Source organism: Pontixanthobacter gangjinensis, assembly GCF_009827545.1.
Classification (GTDB): Bacteria; Pseudomonadota; Alphaproteobacteria; order Sphingomonadales; family Sphingomonadaceae; genus Pontixanthobacter; species Pontixanthobacter gangjinensis.
In genome coordinates this window covers 393,118-413,164 of the sequence record NZ_WTYS01000001.1, presented here as the reverse complement: position 1 = coordinate 413,164, position 20,047 = coordinate 393,118, and the positions used below count along the sequence as shown (strand labels likewise).

The 20,047-nt window shown below is 54.8% G+C and carries 16 protein-coding genes; 6 read left to right on the top strand and 10 right to left on the bottom strand.

The window, feature by feature from the left end:
- Positions 1-74 precede the first annotated feature (74 nt).
- The 5 genes from GRI36_RS01985 to GRI36_RS01965 all read right to left on the bottom strand — a co-directional run bounded on the left by GRI36_RS01985 (position 75) and on the right by GRI36_RS01965 (position 6,090).
- Positions 75-824, bottom strand: a complete 750-nt coding sequence (locus tag GRI36_RS01985) for a hypothetical protein (RefSeq protein WP_160596943.1) — start codon at positions 822-824, stop codon at positions 75-77.
- The gene (locus tag GRI36_RS01980) at positions 817-2,139 is read right to left on the bottom strand and encodes a lipopolysaccharide biosynthesis protein (RefSeq protein WP_235902131.1); all 1,323 of its coding nucleotides are present in this window, start codon (positions 2,137-2,139) and stop codon (positions 817-819) included. Before GRI36_RS01980 ends, GRI36_RS01985 begins: the two co-directional genes overlap by 8 nt.
- Complete coding sequence (gene asnB / locus GRI36_RS01975) at positions 2,139-4,121, bottom strand: asparagine synthase (glutamine-hydrolyzing) (protein ID WP_160596941.1); 1,983 nt, start codon at positions 4,119-4,121, stop codon at positions 2,139-2,141. The genes GRI36_RS01980 and asnB overlap by 1 nt, the downstream gene beginning before the upstream one ends.
- A 104-nt stretch (positions 4,122-4,225) precedes the next feature.
- Positions 4,226-5,347 carry a glycosyltransferase family 4 protein gene (locus GRI36_RS01970; RefSeq protein WP_160596940.1) on the bottom strand — a complete coding sequence of 374 codons (1,122 nt, stop codon included), beginning with the start codon at positions 5,345-5,347 and terminating at the stop codon, positions 4,226-4,228.
- 5 nt (positions 5,348-5,352) lie between these two features.
- On the bottom strand, positions 5,353-6,090 hold the full coding sequence (locus GRI36_RS01965) for an acyltransferase (protein ID WP_160596939.1): 738 nt from the start codon (positions 6,088-6,090) through the stop codon (positions 5,353-5,355).
- 140 nt (positions 6,091-6,230) lie between these two features.
- Between GRI36_RS01965 and GRI36_RS01960 the strand changes: the two genes are divergently transcribed.
- Both GRI36_RS01960 and GRI36_RS01955 read left to right on the top strand, forming a co-directional pair.
- Positions 6,231-7,307, top strand: a complete 1,077-nt coding sequence (locus GRI36_RS01960) for an EpsG family protein (protein ID WP_160596938.1) — start codon at positions 6,231-6,233, stop codon at positions 7,305-7,307.
- On the top strand, positions 7,304-8,371 hold the full coding sequence (locus GRI36_RS01955) for an acyltransferase family protein (protein WP_160596937.1): 1,068 nt from the start codon (positions 7,304-7,306) through the stop codon (positions 8,369-8,371). Before GRI36_RS01960 ends, GRI36_RS01955 begins: the two co-directional genes overlap by 4 nt.
- Here GRI36_RS01955 and GRI36_RS01950 read toward each other — a convergent pair.
- The 3 genes from GRI36_RS01950 to GRI36_RS01940 are packed head-to-tail and all read right to left on the bottom strand — an operon-like array spanning position 8,368 to position 12,387.
- Positions 8,368-10,062, bottom strand: a complete 1,695-nt coding sequence (locus tag GRI36_RS01950) for a hypothetical protein (RefSeq protein ID WP_160596936.1) — start codon at positions 10,060-10,062, stop codon at positions 8,368-8,370. The two genes, GRI36_RS01955 and GRI36_RS01950, sit on opposite strands and share 4 nt — an antisense overlap.
- 7 nt (positions 10,063-10,069) lie before the next feature.
- Positions 10,070-11,083: a polysaccharide pyruvyl transferase family protein gene (locus GRI36_RS01945; protein ID WP_160596935.1), complete on the bottom strand. Its 1,014-nt coding sequence runs from the start codon at positions 11,081-11,083 to the stop codon at positions 10,070-10,072.
- 26 nt (positions 11,084-11,109) lie between these two features.
- Positions 11,110-12,387, bottom strand: coding sequence for a nucleotide sugar dehydrogenase (locus GRI36_RS01940; RefSeq protein WP_160598994.1), 1,278 nt, complete (start codon positions 12,385-12,387; stop codon positions 11,110-11,112).
- Between the two features lie 202 nt (positions 12,388-12,589).
- Here GRI36_RS01940 and GRI36_RS01935 point away from each other — a divergent pair, with 202 nt between their 5' ends.
- The 4 genes from GRI36_RS01935 to GRI36_RS01920 all read left to right on the top strand — a co-directional run bounded on the left by GRI36_RS01935 (position 12,590) and on the right by GRI36_RS01920 (position 18,227).
- The gene (locus GRI36_RS01935) at positions 12,590-13,996 is read left to right on the top strand and encodes an O-antigen ligase family protein (RefSeq protein ID WP_160596934.1); all 1,407 of its coding nucleotides are present in this window, start codon (positions 12,590-12,592) and stop codon (positions 13,994-13,996) included.
- 119 nt (positions 13,997-14,115) lie between these two features.
- Positions 14,116-14,826: a polysaccharide biosynthesis/export family protein gene (locus GRI36_RS01930; protein WP_160596933.1), complete on the top strand. Its 711-nt coding sequence runs from the start codon at positions 14,116-14,118 to the stop codon at positions 14,824-14,826.
- A 12-nt stretch (positions 14,827-14,838) separates the two neighbouring features.
- On the top strand, positions 14,839-16,998 hold the full coding sequence (locus GRI36_RS01925; protein ID WP_160596932.1) for a GumC family protein: 2,160 nt from the start codon (positions 14,839-14,841) through the stop codon (positions 16,996-16,998).
- Between the two features lie 50 nt (positions 16,999-17,048).
- Positions 17,049-18,227 (top strand): hypothetical protein, encoded by a 1,179-nt coding sequence (locus tag GRI36_RS01920; protein WP_160596931.1) that lies wholly within the window; start codon positions 17,049-17,051, stop codon positions 18,225-18,227.
- A 24-nt stretch (positions 18,228-18,251) separates the two neighbouring features.
- Here the strand turns inward: GRI36_RS01920 and fabI are convergent, their stop codons facing one another.
- Both fabI and GRI36_RS01910 read right to left on the bottom strand, forming a co-directional pair.
- Complete coding sequence (gene fabI, locus GRI36_RS01915; protein WP_160596930.1) at positions 18,252-19,055, bottom strand: enoyl-ACP reductase FabI; 804 nt, start codon at positions 19,053-19,055, stop codon at positions 18,252-18,254.
- Positions 19,052-19,948, bottom strand: a complete 897-nt coding sequence (locus tag GRI36_RS01910; protein WP_160596929.1) for a YihY/virulence factor BrkB family protein — start codon at positions 19,946-19,948, stop codon at positions 19,052-19,054. The genes fabI and GRI36_RS01910 overlap by 4 nt, the downstream gene beginning before the upstream one ends.
- Positions 19,949-20,047: the final 99 nt, after the last annotated feature.

The following is a 20,047-nucleotide window of genomic DNA, read 5'->3' as shown; positions in this document are numbered from 1 at the left end:
CGAACAGACCCTAGCTTTTGATTAGCTCACTGGCAATTCGGCTGAAGAAAAGGGGCGGCGCTCCTCGCCTATGCTTAGCTGCCAAGTCCGACCTTACGCAAAAATCTCTTAATACGAGCCTTGAAAGTGTCGGTGTTTAATCTGACCGAACCGGCCACTGGAATGAAGCTCTCCGGCAGATCCATCGCTTTCAGGGCAGCGGGAAGGACATCTTCGTCGCGCTTCATTGCCTGATCGTAGTCGATGATCCGCAAAGCATTTTCACCGAAGTGTTTGCGCCACAATGATTTGATCGCACCGAAATCAGCCAGCCAGCTGTCTTGCTCAACGTAATTTATGCTCGCCGGGTCGTTCGATAATTCGCGATCGGCATGCTTCAATATCTGCTTGCGGAACGATTTCAGAAAAGCCGCCTTGTCGCGCAAGACAAGTATCGGGACGATATCGAGCATTTCTGCGCCCAGGATCGTGTTCAGTCGCTCCACCTCATCATCGTGCCGCAGCAAGGACAGCCCTTCAGTCGAGACAATCAGCGCTTGTTTTTGATTAGCTTGCCGAAACTCTTGGAAGTTCGCTGCGGCTGCGGCCAGGGCCTTGTCCGTCTGCTCGATGCCGTATTTCGCCCGAGAGAATGCCTCGCGATCTGCACGCAGAGCGATTGCGAAGAATTCAACATGATTGTCCGGTTCGTAAGCACCAGTGAAATAGGCGAACCCGTGGCTGACCAGCGTCTTTCGCTGCGCGCCAAGATAATGCTGGAGCGACGAGGATCCGGTCTTGTGGGTCCCGATATGAAGATACAGGCGCTGTCTAGCCTCAACCATTCTTAAATCCTGCATTTGCCCCGAAAACGCTTGAATCGATCCCTGTGCTCCTGCGCGCCAAAGCCCACAGCAAGATGTTCCACCCGACATTGGCGGACAGGTTTGCGATGGCGGCCCCGGTAATGCCGTATCGCGGGATCAGCAAGATGCAGAGCACGACGTTAAGGACAAGTGCGACCAATGTCGTACGCATAACGAGAAACTCGTTGCCTTGCATGACGAGCAATGTGCGTGCCATGCCAATTGCAGCGCTGAATGTGAAACCTGCAGCAATCAGCAGTGCCGGCAGTGAGGCCCCTTCGAACGCTGTGCCAAACAGCAATGCGAATAGGTCTTCTCCGGCTATTAGCAGAATGAGAGGCAGCGGAATGGCAGTGAGCAGGGCGAGCCGCGCCAGATGCGTCGCGGTTCTAGACAGGCTTTCGTGATCGCCGCTTCCGGTGAATTTCGCAAATCGTTGCCCGGCCAGCATGTTGAGCGCGATATAACCGAAACTGGCCAGCATCGCGATCTGCAGAGCCGCCCGGTACAGTCCAACCTCGGCGGGCGCGACATAGCTGCCCAAAATGAGCATATCGACATATCCATTGAGCTGCACCAGACCCGCGCTACCGGCAAGGGCTGCGGCACTGGCGAACCACGCTTTGCGTTCGGCTGGATCTGGGCGGCGAGTGACTGCGCGTCCGGTCAGGCGGGTAAGGATCAGCTGGCCAATCATCGCCGAAGCAATCGCAGCAATTGCCAGAGAAGCAAACAGGATCGGCAGGTTGGACGAGAGCGTGGAAGATCCGAAAGCCCACCAGCCTATCGCCACGCCCATTAGAAGCAGCGACGGACGGACCAGACTTTCCGGAAGCTGCGCAAGGGCAGGTCGGTCTAGCCCCCGCATCGATGCCATTCGCATGGCAGAGATTTGATCACAAAGAAGCGCGACGAAGAGCAAGCCGATAGCAGTGAATGCCACGGGCTCCAGCGCAGAGGCGATTTCCGAACCGGTGAAATGAACCGCCGGGACTGCAGTTGCAGCGGCAAAGGCGGCGAAGACAATTGCAAGCCGTGCGCCAAGGCGCGCCATCGCCCGGGCTTCGCTGTCCAGTTCATGCACCTGTGAGACTGCGCGCAGCAGCATGGTCGACCAACCGTTTGAAACCGGGACTGCTGCAATTGCCATCAGCGTGACGCAATAGGCGTAAACCCCCAGTGCATCGGGGCCGTACAGCCGCGCAATCGCGACGGAAACCAGCACGGACAGACCCGTTCCGAACACCCGTATGCCTGCAACAGATGCGGCCTGTTTGATCAACGTGCGCAGCATCAGGCGGGCGCCCGCTCTGTCTGCCGTCTGTACCAGCCCTGAAACATCAGGACGTTCCACAGCATAGTTTCATGGTCCCTCTTGCCGGACAGGTGTTCACTCCAGTGCCTTCGAATCGTTGCAGTGTCGAGCAAACCGCTTTGGTCAAGCGCATCTTCTGACAATTCGCTTTCCGCCCAGTCGCGCAGACCGGTCCGGAGCCAGCGCCCCACGGGTATCGCAAAGCCTGCCTTGGGCCGGTCGACCAGATCGCGCGGGACATAACGGTAAAGCAATTCCCGCAATATCGTTTTACCTTCGCCGCTACCGGCCCGCATCCCGGCTGGAAGGCTCCAGGCAAAGCGGAACAGGTCACGGTCCAAGAATGGAGTGCGTGTTTCCAACGATACCGCCATCGCGGCCCGGTCGACTTTGACCAGCACATCGTCGGGCATGTAATTTGCAGTATCGATCAACATAGCGCGATCGGCGAAGGGCAATGCGGCTGCGCGGGGGTCCAGCCTGTGCGGTAGAGCGGAAAGGCGCGCGTCGACCGATAGGATCGCAAGCGGATTGTCGGAGGTCGCCAGCAGCCGGTCATGGAAGGCGCTCTCATCGGGCATGGCCATTACGCGAGCAAGTTTTTGTAGCTTTTCCGAAGCCCGTCCGGCGGCAAGTTCCTTGGGCGAAAGAGGACCGGCGATCTTGATCAGGGCTTCGATAACGCTGGCGGGTAAGGCGGACAATCCAGCGCCCGCGATCTTCCGGACCGGGCCCGGCAATCGGGATGCTTGCCGCCAAACTCTCGGCCCTTGAAAATAGCGGTTGTAGCCGCCGAAAATTTCGTCGCCGCCATCTCCAGACAACGCTACAGTGACATCTCGCCGGGCCATTTGAGCAACCAGAAAAGTGGGCACCTGGCTCGAATCGGCGAAGGGTTCGTCATGCACCGCTGATATTTGCGGAACCGCGTCTTGAACTTGCGCCGGGGTTAGTACCAGTTCGGTATGATTGGTACCAAGATGCTTGGCGACGGCTGCGGCGGCTGGCGATTCGTCGAACCCGTCCTCAGCCATACCGATCGAGAATGTCCGCACCGGATTGCTCGCGGATGCCTGCATCATCGCGACCGTCAGAGAGCTGTCGATGCCGCCGGACAGAAACGCGCCCAATGGCACGTCGGAGACCATGCGCCGGGCGGTGCCTGCGCGCATCAAAATGTCGGCGTGATCCACCGCGCTGCTTAGCGAGCCTTCAAATGCCGCGCCGCGGGCAGCCAGGGCGTCGCCGGTCATATCCCACCAAGCGACCGGTTCGGGCAAGCTGCCCGCGGTGATGTCATTCTGCGTTAAAACCAGTCTATGCGCGGGCGGCAATTTAACTATGCCTTGCCAGATGGAGGCAGCGCCGGGGATATAGGAATATTTGAAGAAGTCGCCTAGCGCGTCCAGATTCATTTTGGGCGCAAAGCCAGGGATCGCTTCAAACGAGCGCAGTTCGGACCCGAACAATAGGCACCCCTGCCATAATCCATAATAAAGCGGTTTTTCCCCGAAAGCATCGCGGATCAAACTCAGTTCACGCGATTGCCGGTCAAACACCGCCATGGCAAACATGCCGTCGACTTGATCGAGTGTGGCTTGGATTCCGTCGCGCGCAAAGCACTCAACCAGCACTTCGGTGTCCGAGTGACCGCGCCAAGCGATGGCACCGTGGCGCCGCTCCAATTGCTGACGGAGCGCAGGAAAATTGTAGATTTCGCCATTATAAGCGATCACAAATCGGCCATCTTGCGAATGCATCGGTTGTGCGCCGGCTGGCGACAGATCGAGGATCGAAAGCCGGCGATGGCCAAGCCCAATTTGAGCCTCATCGTCAATCCACAAGCCTTCTGCGTCTGGCCCGCGATGGGTAATCGCGCCCGCCATCGATTTGACCAACGGCTCGAGCTTACCCCTACCGAAGCGATCAATTGGCCCAAAAAGTCCTGCTAGACCGCACATTATGTCTTATCCTCAGGTTCGGCGCTAGGAGGTTGCCGGCGCTCCTTTAAGAGATGTAAGCCTTAAGGTCGACCTTTCGAAAGCCACAATAAAGCAATTTTACACTAAGCAAATTTGGGTACGGGCATATTATGTGCGGCGGCACCCAAAAGCTCTTCCCACTGATCAAAGACGTGCTCTGCGGAATAGGCGACGACCGTATCCGGTGCTTGCTTGCCCATTCTTTCGCGTAACGCTTGATCTTGCATCAGCTTGGTCATTGCAGCAGACAAAGCTGCGATCTTGTCATCTCCTGGATCAATCAGCAGGCCGTTGAGGCCTTCTTCAATCAGCGCGCGCGGCCCTGCACAATCCGAAAACCCGATTACCGGCCTGCTGCTTGCCATAGCTTCAATTGCGACCATAGAAAGCGATTCATAGGTCGAGGGAACGGCCACGAAAGCTGCCTTCGCATATTCGGCGGGAACGTCCTTCAGTACGCCGGGCAATTCAATCCGCTCTTTGACCGGCGAAGCGGCGATTTGGGCTTCAACTTGCGGGCGCGTAACACCGTCTCCGACAAATCGCAGCCGCCAATCGGGAAACTTCCCTGCTATCCGCTCGAAAGCTTTGATAAGGACATCCTGCCCTTTTTCGACCCGTAATCCGCCCACGCACAAGATGATTTTCTCCGGTAAAGCTAAGCGTGCGGGCGCGAAGGCGTGCATATCAACCGGGTTTGCGAGAACCGCAAGATTGCCGTGATAGCTTATGGGGTGCTCGGCCTTGATGACTGGCGAAACTACGGTCTTCGCGTAAGACAGGCGCTGGGTCAGGCGGGTAAGTGCCTTTTGCAGGGGGCGCGCATCAAAATGCGCACCCGCAGTGTGCTCGCTTAGGATCATGGGGATGCCGGTGCCAAGTAGTCCGAAGGCAATCGGAACGTAGGTGGAATGCATGAATGCGACAGCGGCATCTGGCTCAATTTGGCGGGCCAATGCGCGAATACGGCGCATAATCATGGGCATGTTGAATCGCGGCGTCGGAACGCCCGGGTCGCCCGCCCCCAACAGATGCACGGGAATGGCGGGGTCTAGGTCATAGAATATCTTCTGGTCAGGTCTGTCGAACGTGGCGACTTGCACGTCATGCCCACGCTTTGTCAGCGCGTTTACAACATCGACGAACACCCGTTCAGCCCCGCCGCCCGCGATTACCAGACCTTTTATAACGAAAAGCAACCGCATTTGTTTCAACCAGCCGTAGGCAATGCGCCGGTAATGCCTTGAAGGTCCGGCCTAGTTGGATAGGTGACCAGCACTTTGGAATCCTCGTCCAGATCCTTATGTGCTTTTGCAGGCATCCCGGCGATGACTTTCCATTCGCCATCGATTTTTTTGGTCACCACTGAACCGAGCGCAAGCACGCAATATTCACCTATAGATGAACCCGCGACAAATTGGACATTCGAGCCGACATAACAATTACGGCCGATCGAAACCGGCGCTGTCTTTTGCCTGTTGTGCGTCCAGATATTGGAATTGCGCCCCGCAAATACTACCGACTCGCCAAAAGTTACCCTGTCTGTGAAGTCGATTTTATGGTTGACGGTAATGACAGTGCCCTCGCCCAGAATCAGGCGCGGATCGAAATCCCCAAGTACCAAGGGGTCTAAGATCGAGTTGATCTCGTTAAAGCGGAAAATGTGACATTTATTTCCGATATCGACGACCGCGCCGCCGAATATCTTGTTCGCAAAACCGAGGATCACATCTGATCCGATCCGCAAATCCTGATTGCGGTAGAACAAATTGAAATGGCCGATCCGAGTGCGGTCACCAATCGAGCATTTGTCTGCAATAATTGCACTGAGCCCGATTTTAACCTTCTTGCCGATTTTATAGCCGAAGAAAATCCGGTAGAACCAGACTTTGAGAATGCTGGGAAACGGTAATATCAAAAGCGCAAATATCAGGCGCATCTTCATCATCAGTTCCCTTCCTAAAGCAAGGTATCCGCAAGTTGCTTCTGCAGGGGATTTTCATTGTAATTGAGATAAGCCCTTGCTGCAGCGGGGCCGATACGGCATCTGACGCAGCGAGACAACCACACATCGGAGCACCTTAGGGCATGTGGCCTTTCCTACTTTTCGGAAGCATGTTCGCTGCGGCGGCGACACTTGGCCGTCCGGGACGCCCAGCGATGGCGATGTGGATCGCAGTTTTTGTCACTACGGTCTTGTTCGTTGGCTTGCGGCATAATGTCGGGATGGATTGGAACAATTATCTCAGGATGATCTATTCCGCGGAGAACGCCCAATCATTTGGTGCGCTGCTTCGTGTGTCAGAACCGTTTTACGCGCTGTTGCTAAGCTTCGGCGCCTGGACTGGTGGGGGCATATATGTCGTCAATCTAATTGCCACTTTCATTACGATGTGGGGTGTTTTCTCCTTTGCCAAGCGCACGCCCGAACCCTGGCTTGCGCTGATGGCGGCAGTGCCGATGTTCATTGTGGTCGTCTGCATGAGCGCGAACCGTCAGGCTCTCGCTGCTGGCCTGTTGATGCTGTTGATTGCAAATTGGGCGCGCTTCGGGGTGGTGGGCCGTTCCATCTTCATTGTCTGCTGCGCAGGCATTCACGCCAGCGCAATCATCATGCTGGCATTTGTGGCGATCGATTTGAAACTTCCCAAAACCGTCAAGATTGCCGGGATCGGTATTTTCAGCCTGCTCGCGCTCTATTATTTGCAGCAAAGCGGCTACGGCGAATATTATGACACAGCCTACGGTAGAGGCCAAACAGAAGCCGTGCAGTCGAGCGGGGCAATATTCCATGTTTTGATGAATGCGATCCCGGCTGCGCTTTATTTTCTTTTACCGGCACAGCGTGCAAAATTGTTTCCGACTGTGCTTTTGCGGAACATGGCTTTCGCTGCGCTCTTTACCGTGCCCCTCGTATTCTTTGCGTCTGCCGCGGCAGGACGCATCACACTCTATTGGTTCCCCGTTTCGATGTATGTCTGGGCTGCTGTTCCGCAGTTGGTTGCGCCGCACTTGCGCAGACCGGTCAGGCTGTTGATATGTGCGGTGATGCTCGCGATAATGTACGGATGGCTGGAATATGCCAATTCCTCGCTCGCGCATATTCCATACCTCAATGCGCTGTTCATTGATTCTTGGCAGTTAGACATCGGTGTCTTGCCGTGAAGCCTGCGAACCGGTTGGCTCGGCTCGATTCGGTTCGTGCAATCGGTGTTTTATTGGTCATCGCTTACCACACTTCTTACCGCTTTGAGCCGCAGCAATCAGACTTAATTGGCCGAACGCTTCGGGTTATCGGCTGGATGGGCGTCGATTTGTTCTTTGCGCTGAGCGGGTTCTTGATTGGCTTGATCCTGTCAAAAGAGAAAAATCGCCGCGATATCGGGATGTTCTTCCGCAAGCGGTTTTTCCGGATTGTGCCGATTTTCGTGGTGGCCGTGATTGTCTTCGGGGCAGGTGACTGGTTGCTCGCCGGCGGAAAAAATTTGACGCATATCTGGAAACCGTTTCTGTTCCTTACCGGATACATGCTGCCGTTTCAGGGCGAAGCTCTGGTTCCTTATACCATCACTTGGTCACTTTCTGTCGAAGTCTCTGCATATATCCTGCTGGGTCTACTCGCGTGGTATTCTTGGAGCCGGTTCAAACTCGTCTTAATCACAGTCGTTCTCCTGTCATTGCCTCTGCGTGTCTGGCTTGCCTTCGGACTTGGGTGGGAGGACCATATGGTTGGCTTGTTCCCGCCCGCCCGATTCGATGCTATCGCTTTGGGGGCGCTGGCGGCGCTAGGGTTGTTCGACAAATGGCTGACGATTCCAAGGCCTGCTTTGGTGTACGGTATTGCCACAATTGGGACGATTATCCTGTTTCGCTTTGCGACATGGTATCCACCGTTCATTGGAACGATCGGGTATCTGATCTTCGGTTTGGCTGCCGCCCTTTGGGTGGCGGCTCTCGCCCGTATTGAGGCGCCGAGCAACCGGTTTATTGCCTCTGCAGCGAGCGTGGGTCTGGTATCCTATTTCATGTATTTATTTCACTTATTCTTCATCGAGGCGCTGCTGCTCATAGATGCGCGTTTCGAAATCGAGTTGGGTTTTTGGCCTGCCTTCGTCATTGCCTCGGCAGCGACCTATGGTGCGGGTCTGATATCGTGGCGGGTATTTGAAAGTCCGCTTAATGATTATGCTGGGAAGCGGCCAGCATCAGACCCTTCACTGGTGCCTTAGCTACAACAAGCAGCCGCTAGGATTGCTTCGATTGTCAGCGGCCCGCCGGGCTCAATTGCATCCCATGCCATTCGCAATCTATCACCAGCGCCAGCAGGGTCGGCTATGCCCTGCAGCGCGGAGAGCAGCCCCTCCAAATCACGCACAAGCAGATTGGGCCTGTTGTAAATCAGATCATTTTGAAGCGGTGTCATGTTGACGACAATCGCAGGCTGCCCGACCCGCAACGCATCGGTTAGCACCGTCGAGGGGCTTGTCATCACGGCCGAGAATGACCCGAGCGCGTCATAGGGCAGACTGTCGGGCCAACGGGTGAAGCCAGCGGCTTTGACAGCGGCCAACAGCCTCGCGCGCTCGGCAGTAGCTACAACTTCAATGTGCGGATGAGGGCGCCACAGAATTTTCTCTGGTGGCTGGCCCATTCTTGCGGCGGCCTGAGCGGCCATCTGGATGAGGGCGATATCGGCATCAGCGCCGTTTTGGTGATAGGCCGGGTGGGACAAATGGGTGTAAGATGTCAGCACCGCCCAGCGCCCGTCGCCGCTACCTAACCCTGCGCGTAATGGCGGGCATGTGGCAGGGATGTAAGTGCATCTTTGATAGGCGGGTAAAGTGGCGCCAAGCTGAGCATCTGCGCTTGTCTGGAAAATCGCCGCATCGGACAATCCGGCGAACGGCCAACCCACATTGGTTCCGTGAACAACGTGGATGGTCTGAGCCCCGCAGCTCTGCATCGCCAATTCGAGGATCGATGTATCGGCAGTACCCGTATGGCCGAACAGGGCCGTTGCCGGAGATTGGCTGGCTGCTGATGGCCCAACGGCTGATGGCCCAACAGCTGATTGCCACCATTGAGCTTGCGCAGTTCCTTGTATCATGCGGTATGCCATCGCGATCCTCTCCCGCATTGGGATAGGGAAAGGAACCGCTCCGGTTGCGGAGACTCCGTTTGCTAGCCGCGCGATGGTTTGGGGAATCGTGCGAAGTAACGCTCTGACATTCATCGGTCTTCGGACATCGATTTCACCGAGTTGCCCTTTCGGGTCCAATGCGCGCAGCGCCGCTTTGACACCGGCCGACGGCCTTCCCAACAATAACAGCAATTGTCGTTGGTTATGGTCATCCAAATGCTTAGCCAATGCACCCCGCAGATGCCGTGTACGTGTTGTATCTTCCGCATGCAGAGCGATGACCGTCCCGCCAGAAATACTATCGTTAGCAAAATTCCCCAATGTGCGAGGAGATGAGCCACCATAGCGCAACAGCAGCCATAGGGCAGAAAGCCAAGCGAGCTTGCATGCGACAATATGCAGCACCGTATTGCCAATGTTCGACGAGTTTGCCGCAATTCCTAGCTCATACTTCAAAGACTGAAGGGAGGCATCGCCGCTGACATCGTTTGGTATAGCGGTCGCAAATGATTTGGCAGTGCCATCGGAATTAAGGGCTGCTCTCGCCAATTCTTGCCCCGCCAGCATCGCCACTTTGTCTGCATTCGTTGCGTTGGCTGCTAGTTCCAATTGCCAAATGGCATCGCGGACCCGCGAAACTGCCTTGGAGACAATCACAGTGCTGGTGATTTCGGCATTGTCCGGATCGAAAGAGACATGGTGTGCTCCGGCAGGTGCCGCTGCGGCGATACCGGCCTTCCATCTGCCGCTCGGAGCTTGCTGGGCAAGCAAATATCTCATTGGCGGATCACTGCTTGCTCAACTCTGCCAGATCCTCAAACAACGTTTCCATCGCGCTACGCCCCTGCTTTAAGAACCGATCAAGATTGGCGGCTTCATCCCCGTGCCATTGCGAGGCGCGCTCAATCAGCGCCTCACCGATATGCGCGGGATTGGACACTATGCGCCACGGTTCGAGTCCTGCATCGGCAAGTGTGGCTTCAATTTTATGCGTATTGGATGACAGTGCGAGAACCGGCGTGCGCGCCCCCAGGCAAAAGATCAGCATATGGAAGCGGCCTGTCACAACCAATTCCTTCGCCGCGACTTTCGACGTGGTAACGTTACGATGGGGTTCTTGTGTCCTGTAATCCTGCAGCGTCGCTCGCATCGCCTTCATTGCATGGGCGGGCTTAAAGATCGCGCTCTTGCTTGGGTCATAACGCGTCAGCCAACGGGCGATTGTCAGCGGCTTCATATCGAGCTGGACGAGGGGCAATGGTTCTGCACCGAGTGACCACATCCGCTGGTATAAGGCGAGAGCTTTGGGGCCTTGGACGCTGTCGCAATATCCGGTGCCCTCACGCTCCGCCGAAGGAGGAGTATGATACAGCGCCAGATCGGGAATGCGGCGCGCCTCAATTCCGTGCTTTGCCAATTCCGCCTGGCTGGCACTTTCGCGAACGGACACGATATCAAAGTTGTTTAGCGCCTGAAGGCTTGCGTCGCTATTGGCTTGCCAAGTCGAATTGATCAGCGCCGCTTTCGTCCCATTGTCATGCGCGAACTTACCTACCTCCAGCAATTTGATGCCGGCAGGCCGGTCATGATGGATAGTGCCCTCCCCATTGACGAGGACAAGATCGGCGCGGGCAATCGCACTGGTTATCGCATCGTCCGCGCGCCAATCGCTGTGAGCAGGGCTCTTGGCGATGATCTCAATTCCCGAACGCCGTGCCAAATTATCGATAGTTTCGATCACGGTGGTGCAGCCGTGATGCCGGTCAACCCGTGTGTCGTTCAGGAGAACTGCTTTGCGCATGATTGGTTCTAGGCTCCGGCTTGCTGTTACAGGCGACCGTCGCTCTCATCCTTGCCGAATAAGCCCTTAGCATCAAAGAACGCCGAGTTGCTTTTGCCGTAAGCGCGCATTGCTGCGGCGCCCTTTTCAGCGAATTGATGATGGCCCACCGCGAGGATGACAGCGTCGTAGGTGCCTGCCTCAGGCTCACATGTGAGCGGACGTATGCCGAATTCTTGTTCGGCTTCATCCGCATCGATCCATGGGTCATAGACATCAACTTGCGCGTTAAACTCGTCCAGACGGTCAATAATTCCGGCGACTTTAGAGTTGCGCAAATCCGGGCAGTTTTCTTTGAAGGTCAGGCCCAATACCAGCACCCGCGCATCGACCACCGGCACACGCTTTTTCAGCATCAAGTGCACGACGCGGTCGGCGACATAGGCGCTCATCCCGTCATTTACGCGACGTCCTGCCAAGATCATTTCAGGATGATATCCGACCTGCGCTGCCCGGTGGGTAAGGTAATAGGGGTCCACCCCGATACAGTGGCCACCAACAAGCCCAGGAGTGAAGGGCAGGAAGTTCCATTTGGTCCCAGCCGCTGCTAGAACTTCACGCGTATCGAGGCCGAGCTTTTCGAACAGGATCGCCAATTCGTTGACTAGTGCGATATTGACGTCGCGCTGGGTGTTTTCGATCACTTTGGCAGCCTCGGCTACTTCGATCGAGGCGGCTTTATGAGTGCCCGCAGTTATGATTTCACCATAAAGCGCATCAACTGCGTCGGCGACTTCGGGAGTCGACCCGCTGGTAATCTTTGTTATCAAAGGAAGGCGGCGCTCTTTATCGCCGGGATTGATCCGTTCAGGACTGTATCCGGTGAAGAAATCAATATTGTGTTTGAGGCCTGAAACGCGCTCCAGCACCGGAACGCAATAATTTTGGGTGCAACCGGGATAGACTGTAGATTCGTAAATCACCACTGCACCTGCCTTCAGCGCGCCGCCCACTGTCTCGGAGGATTTTAGCAGCGGGGTCAAATCGGGACGGTTGGCGTCATCAATCGGGGTGGGCACGGTGACGATGAAAATATCGCAATCGGCAAGGTCAGCTGGGTCGCAGCTGTACGAGAGATGCGAAGCTTCAGCCAGTTCCTCGGCGACTACTTCCAGCGTTTCGTCATGACCCTGTTTCAACTCGGCGACACGTTTTTCACGAATGTCGAAGCCCAAAACTGCGCGCTTCTTGCCAAATTCGACTGCAACCGGCAGGCCCACGTAGCCGAGGCCGATTACCGCAATTTTTTTACCGCCTAAGTCCATCAATCTTAATCCTAAAGTTGAGGCAAGCGGACACAATTTTACGATTGTACTATGCGCCCGTTTTCGCGCCGCTGCGTTACGGAAGCGCGGCCTCCAGTCAAGGCCGCAATGGCTTGACAGCAAGGAAAGCTGCTAAGAGAGCGGATAAATAGACCTCCGTGGCCATAATTATAATGGGTCAGAATCCGGGAAAGCCCGAATCATGATGAAGATCATACGCAGTCAAAACGCCCGCTCTGCCAAGGTGGAATTGACCTATGGCTGGGTTGCGTTGGCATTGTTTGCTGCGGCAATTGCGATCCTGGGTGGTAGCTCCCGCACCGATGTGGTTCAACTGGTCGGGCTGCGGCCAGCGGCGGCATTGTTTTTGATACCGGCACTATTCTTCCTGTCGCGCCAGAAGCTCGCACGGTTGCGTCCGCCCGTAATTTTCCTCGGCTTGCTAACCATCTGGACCGCGCTCCAACTCGTTCCTTTGCCGGCGGGCGTATGGCAGTCTCTACCTGGCCGCGAACCCATTACAGCTTTGGGACAACAGCTTGGCCAAGCGGATGTTTGGCGCCCAGTTTCGATGGTGCCGTCACGCACGCTTAATGCGCTGGCCGGGCTCATTGTGCCAGTTACGGGCCTGCTGCTGATCGCAGCGATGGGCGCGGGCAGGCGCACAACTTTCGCTGTATTGATTGGATTGGGCGCGCTGAATGCAATGCTCGGCATTGCGCAAGTGGTCGCTGGCCCTGAAAGCGCACTTTATTTTTACAGTGTCACCAATGCCGGCTCGGCTGTCGGGTTCTTCGCCAACCACAACCACAGTGCGGTCTTCTCGGCGATTATTCTCGTTACGATCGCGTATTTCGCCACAGATCGGCAATTTAGGATACATCATCAATTGCATCGCTTGGCATTGGGCGCTTTGTTTCTGCTTCTACTGGTCGTTGCGCTAATTGGTGGATCGCGCGCTGGCTTTTTGACAACGATTCTAGCGCTATGCACAAGCGGCACCTTATTTTGGAACCGGTGGCGCACCGATAAAACGAAGTCGGGCACCCTTACGGTGCCGTATGGAATTAAGGCTCCTATTGCCTTGGGCTTTGGTCTGCTTGGCATCGCGGGCATGGTTGCATTGTTTGTGATGTTTGACCGGATTCCTGCCTTGAGCCGCGTTACTGAGGCGACGGCATTTGAAGATTTGCGCTGGGATCTGATCCCGGTCTTGCGCGAAATGGTCAGCAGTTACTGGTTACTGGGTTCAGGGTTTGGTTCATTTGAAGAAGTTTACCACATTCATGAGCCTGCCGAGCTGATGTTTTCATCATACGTCAATCAAGCACATAATGATCTGGCTCAATTGGCAATCGAAGGGGGACTTCCCGCTTTGTTGATCTTGGCTGGATTTGCTGGATGGTTGATCGTGTCTCTTCGGCGAATTTTTAAATCCAATTCCGAAGAGGGGCGCAGCTCAGCCGCAACCCTGATTTTCTGGCTGGCCGTGTTGACCATGATCGTCTTTGCAAGCCTGTTTGATTACCCGCTTCGAGCACCCCTGTTTCAAATGATTGCTGTCTGGCTGGTCGCTGCCTTTGCTATGGAGCGATCGGTAGGGGTCTGATTGAGAGCCGGCGGTGAAGGGTTTAACATCACCAAATACAGGGTATTGAGGGGAAAAAGCGCTTTGCTTATTAGCTCGTGATGGTTAAGGCGCATGGCTTGCGGGACTTAAAGGGTATCATGACAGCTTTGACGAAAACGATACTGCTATCGGTTGCGATGGTCCTGACTTTGTCCGGTTGCGCGAAAGACCGTGCATTTGGTTTGGCACCAAACATTGAAGTCGCGTCTCTCGCGGAATTGCCTGCCCCATCTACAAATAAAGCTTACACGGTCGGCGGCCAAGAGCAGCTGGAAATTATCGTGGCCGATGCAGAGCGTCTCAGCGGGACTTATCTGACGGATGCCGAAGGCTACATTGCCTTTCCCCTCGTCGGCGATCTTTATGTATCGGGCAAGACGCCTAATCAGGTCGGCCGGATGATTGCCGATCGCTTGCGCGGTGAGTATATAATTGACCCACAAGTTCGCGTACGACCCTCTGAGATTGCAGTACCAACGATTTCCATTGGCGGGGAGGTCGAGCGGCCTGGTACCTATCCGTCCGCGACATCGCAAACTTTGCTTCGTGCGGTTAATAATGCCGGGGGATTGTCAGACATAGCGAAGGTTGACGATGTGCTCGTCATGCGCACCATCAATGATCAGCGCTATATCGGCGTCTACAATATCGAAGCAATCCAGCGCGGGAACTATAATGATCCGCTAATTTACCCTGGCGACATCGTTACCGTTGGCGATTCAGTCGCTAGGCGCAATTTGGAAAATATCCTGCAGTTCATTCCGCTGCTGTCGACGAGTGCGATCCTCATCGATCGCGCAATCAGATAATCGCGAGCTAAAATGACTGATACATCAATTTCCGCCATGGAAAAGCTAACGGCTTCCAGCCAGGTGAACGAGGCGCAGGCATCTGATTCCTTGCGGATCGATCTTGAGCGGTTTTGGATACAGGCACAGCACCTTAAATATTGGCTTGTTGGGATTATCCTTTTGGGCTTGCTGGCGGGCTTGGTTGTAACGTTGTTATCAACCGAACTATTTCGAGCAACGACGCGGATTGAAATTTCGTTGGTCGAGCAAAATGTGACATCTGTCGCCCCGTTGGAGAATGCATCGCGCACAGGCCAGATTGCTTATTTGACGACACAATACGAATTACTGGAATCGAAATTTCTGGCGAAACGAGTTGTTGATGCAGGAAATCTTACACGAGACAGTCAATTCCTAGAGGCGTTTAACTTGAACGAGTCTGGTAATGTCACCTCGCGTCGAATCGAAAGTATTCTGCTGAGCAGCGTGACGATTGATCCCGTGCCGAACTCCAGCCTAGTGGACATTCGTGCATCAAGCCCGAGCGCTGAAGTCTCAGCTAAGATCGCCAATCTATGGGCAAGTGAATTCATTGAAGCGAATTATGAAAAGCGGTTTGGTGCAAATATTGAGGCGCGGACCTTCCTTGAAGGTCAAATTGAAGAATTGCGCGAGCGATTGGCCGTTTCTGAGCGTGAGTTGATTGATTACGCCAATGCTAATGAGATTGTAATTCTAGCGATCCCGTCAGAAGGCGGCGGATCAGAAACTGCGACCCAAACATTGGTTGGTGCCGAACTGGTCGCTTTGAATCAGGCATTGGCGGAAGCCACCACGCAACGGATCGAAGCGGAAGCCGCTTTGAAATCCGGATCACGTAACGTGTCGGGGGCTGCAGCAACGGCCGGGCTTCGCAGCCGTCTTGCAGAGACACGCGCCCAACTGGCTGAACTTCAAGCAAAATTTGGCCCGGGCTATCCAGAAATCCAAGCCAAGAAAGCTGAAATAGCCTCGCTTCAACAAGCATTGGCGGGCGAGGGGGCTGTCGACAACCAAGATGCACAAGCTGCATTTCGCAAGGCCAGCATGCAGGAACAGAGCCTGCGGTCACGGATGAACGCGGCCAAAGGATCCTTTCTCGGCCAACAGGGCCAAGGCATCCAATATGGCATTTTGAAACGCGAAGTTGATACCAATCGGCAGATCTATGACGCGCTATTGCAACGTTATAAGGAATTGGAAGCCGCCGGCGCCGGCAAGAACAATATGACCACTATTGATCAGGCTTCTGCTCCGAGTGATCCTTATGCTCCTTCCCTGTTCCGAAACTTGATAATCGGGCTTGTTGCATCGTTGTTGGCGGCAGCCGCGCTGGTCTACCTTCGTGAAACGATGGATCAGACAATTCGGGATCCTTCTGATGTGAGCCGCAGACTAGGCCTTTCGCCTCTCGGCCTCATTCCGCGGACTGATTCGGACAATATTGTCGATGAACTTCAGCGCCGAAGTTCTGAGATCAGTGAGGCGTATGCTGCTGCCCGAACCAACATGGCATTTCTTACGCCGCAGGGCGCGCCGAGATCGATTATGCTCACCAGCACACGGCCCAATGAGGGTAAAAGTATCTCGTCAGTTGCGCTGGCACGCAGTTTCGTCCAACTCGGCAAGAAAGTATTGTTGATTGATGCCGACTTGCGTCATTCCGGTCTTAGTGACTTCATTGGGATTGATGCGAATCCTGAGCATGGCTTAAGCGCCATGTTAAGCGGGAACACCGATCTGAAATCGTCCGTGGTTGCGGTTAACCCTCACGGGTTTGATATTCTTCCTACAGGTCACCGCCCGCCCAATCCGGTTGAATTGCTCGCTGGCCCGGGCCTTGGCAATGTCGTCCGGAATGCACTCGAAACCTACGATCAGGTCCTCGTTGACGGTGCGCCTGTGCTCGGCCTTGCGGATGCTCTTGAAGTCTCCAAAGCTGTAGATGGGGTTATCTACGTAATCGAATCGAATGGTGTGAATACACGCGCCATCGAAACAGCCCTGAGCCGTCTTAAATCGGCTAACGCCACAGTCTTCGGCGCGCTAGTAACCAAATTGGACCAACGTAATTCGGCCTACGGCTATGGCTACGGCTATGGCTACGGTTACGGCTATGGTGACGGTGATGGTCGGGACGATCAGAAATAGTCGCGGGCCTTTTATGGCTCGATTGAGTATGGAAGAGGCGTGAAAAGCGCATGAGTAGCCAAAAAGTATTTCGCCTTGCGGCTGCGATTGTGATTGGCCTCACGCTTGCGACATTGCTGCTCCTGCAATCATTCAGCAGTGTTTTGATGCGCAAGAATCCCGCACTTGCAGTTCAGTTGCTGCCAGTGAACGGATTGGCTCAGGAGCAATTGGCGGCACGCCAGTTTATGGGCGGGGTCAAGGAAGCCTCAGACATAACACCATCGGCACGCACTGCCGCATCAATGGCAACAGCTGCATTTGGCAACGACCCACTTAGCCCAAAGGCGCACGCAATCTTGGCATTGGCTGAAAATGATGCTGCCAAGCGACAGGGAATACTCGAAGCTGCCACGCGTTTGAACAGGCGGGACTTGCTTCTGCAAGGCTTGGTACTCGAGGGGCAGGTCGAACGCAGAGACTACTCCGGGACGCTTGAAACACTTGATGCGATCATGCGCGTCCATCCGGAACAGAAAGCTAATTTCTTTCCCATCCTGACTCGCGCATTGGAAGACGATAGTGCGCTGTCTGCGCTTTCGGGAATTCTTGACCGCAAGGCTGAGTGGCAGGAGGAATTTCTCAAATACGCAGCCTCGCAGCCTGATGCTTTGGCCAATCTTGCCGAACTCAGGCTTCTGCGCGGAGCGGTGGATCCTGAGGTCGATGCACGGCTTATCCGAGGGCTGGTTGCCGCTGGATCGATTGAGACGGCTTATCGCATTTTTGAAAAGGCAAACGGTGTTGCGCAACAAGAGCGGTCAACTTCGCAATGGCACCGGACATTTGCGCCTTTCGATTGGCGGCTGGAAGACCAAGCGGCCTTCCGGGCACAGCCTGATCCGAATTCCAATGCGCTGGAAATATTTGTACGCAGCGGGAAGGGTGGGGTCTTGGCCGAAAGGTGGCTACAAAACCCGAACGCCCCCCTCACCGTGACATTGGCGCACTCGATCGAGCCAGCAGCGCAAATAAAGGATGTCCGGATGCAGTTTAGCTGCGCCACCTCGGCCGAGCCCTATTATGAACGTGCGCTCCGTATTCGCACAGACAGTTTCGACGTTCCTTCGCCGCCAGCAGCCTGCAAGTTTGTTAAGATTGCGATCTATGCTCGTTCATGGTCTGGCAGTTCCGATATCCGCGGCACCATCGACCGTCTTGATATCAAAACACCTCAACCCACTCGATAAATTCGCAGTGATGTGTCCTGTCTTCTAATCGAGCGCGATATCCGGGGCGTCTTCCTGTTTCATCCCGACAACATGATAGCCCGCATCAACATGGTGGGTCTCACCAGTCACACCGGAGGATAGATCGGAGAGGAAATACAATCCTGATCCGCCGACATCATCAATCGTTACATTGCGGCGCATGGGCGAGTTTAACTCGTTCCATTTCAGGATGTACCGGAAATCTCCGATACCACTCGCGGCTAAAGTCTTAATCGGGCCGGCAGAAATGGCGTTTACCCGAATATTTTGCGGACCCAAGTCGTTGGCAAGATATTGCACGCTGGATTCAAGCGCAGCCTTGGCCACGCCCATAACATTGTAATGCGGGATGACTTTCTCGGCCCCGTAATAGGTCAATGTCAGAATAGAGCCGCCATTTGGCATCATTTCCGATGCCCGCTTGGCCACCGCGACCAGAGAATAGGCCGAGATATTCATAGTCATCTGGAAATTTTCGAGACTTGTATCTACATATTTTCCACGTAACTCATTCTTGTCAGAAAATCCGATTGCATGGACTACAAAGTCAATTGTGTCCCACCTGCTCCTGAGTATCGCGAATGCGGTATCCAAGGCGGACATTTCGGAGACATCGCATTCAAAGGTGAAGTCCGACCCAAGCTGCTCTGCCAGCGGCTTGACCCGCTTGGCAAGTGCGTCACCCTGATACGTAAAAGCCAATTCTGCACCATGCTCGCGCAATTTCTTAGCGATACCCCAGGCGAGCGATTTGTCATTGGCTAGGCCCATGATCAGCCCGCGTTTTCCTTGCATCAATCCGGTCATTGCGAACTCACCCCATTTTCTTGTGCTATCTCTTGCGCAGTTTCCGACACCGGTCCGAAAGACTCATTCTCAGGATCGGCCAAAGCAGCGTTCAATTCCGCACCCACAACAACCCCTAACCCTACCAACCAGAAAAAGAAAAGTGCGATCATCATCCCGGCAAGGCTGCCATATGTTAGGTCATAAGAGAAGAATTGTGTCAGGATCGGCGGCAGAGCAACAGTTACGCCAACCCACCATGCCGCAACCACAAGCGCTCCTGGCCATTTTGGATATTGTTTGCTCCGGTATGGGGCGGGCGTTAGCGTCTTGAATAATAGATAGATGGATCCAAAAAGGCCAAGCGCGGGAATGATCCGTGAGATCGAAAGTTCTGAAACCACGTCACTAAGCAATGGCAAATATGCGGCAATCACTTGCTGCGCGGTTCCGATGGCGACCTGAGCAATCAGCGAGAGCATGAGCATCACCACTGCCGCCATAATGACACCAAATGAAAGCAAGCGATAACGCCAGAATGCCAATGTGGCTTCTGTTCCGTATGCTCGGCGCAGTATATCGCGGATTGTCTCGACTAAGCTGGAGACGGTCCATAAGCCGACCAGTCCACCAATCCATAGCAGCCATCCACTACGCGCGGCCACAACGTTACGTGCGACCGGCTCGATCACGTTGCCAACAACTGGCGGAAGCGCGAACAGGATGGCGTCTATTGTCGCGGCGCGCTCGCTTTCTTCTCCGATGGCAGAAAAGATCGCTGCGCCCAGAATGAAAAAAGGAAACAGCGCTAGCATCGCCATATATGCGAGATTGCCGGCATGAATGAAACCGTCATTCCATGCGCCCGAGATTGTCCGCTTCATCACTTCGAAGAAGCGAGAGCCAGGCCCCATTTTATTGGTTAGTCCATTTCGCAAAACATCGCGCTTCCGGCGCCGCGCTTCGGGTGACAGCGACGTTGCGCGGCGTTGCTGAGGCTGAGGAACTTGTCT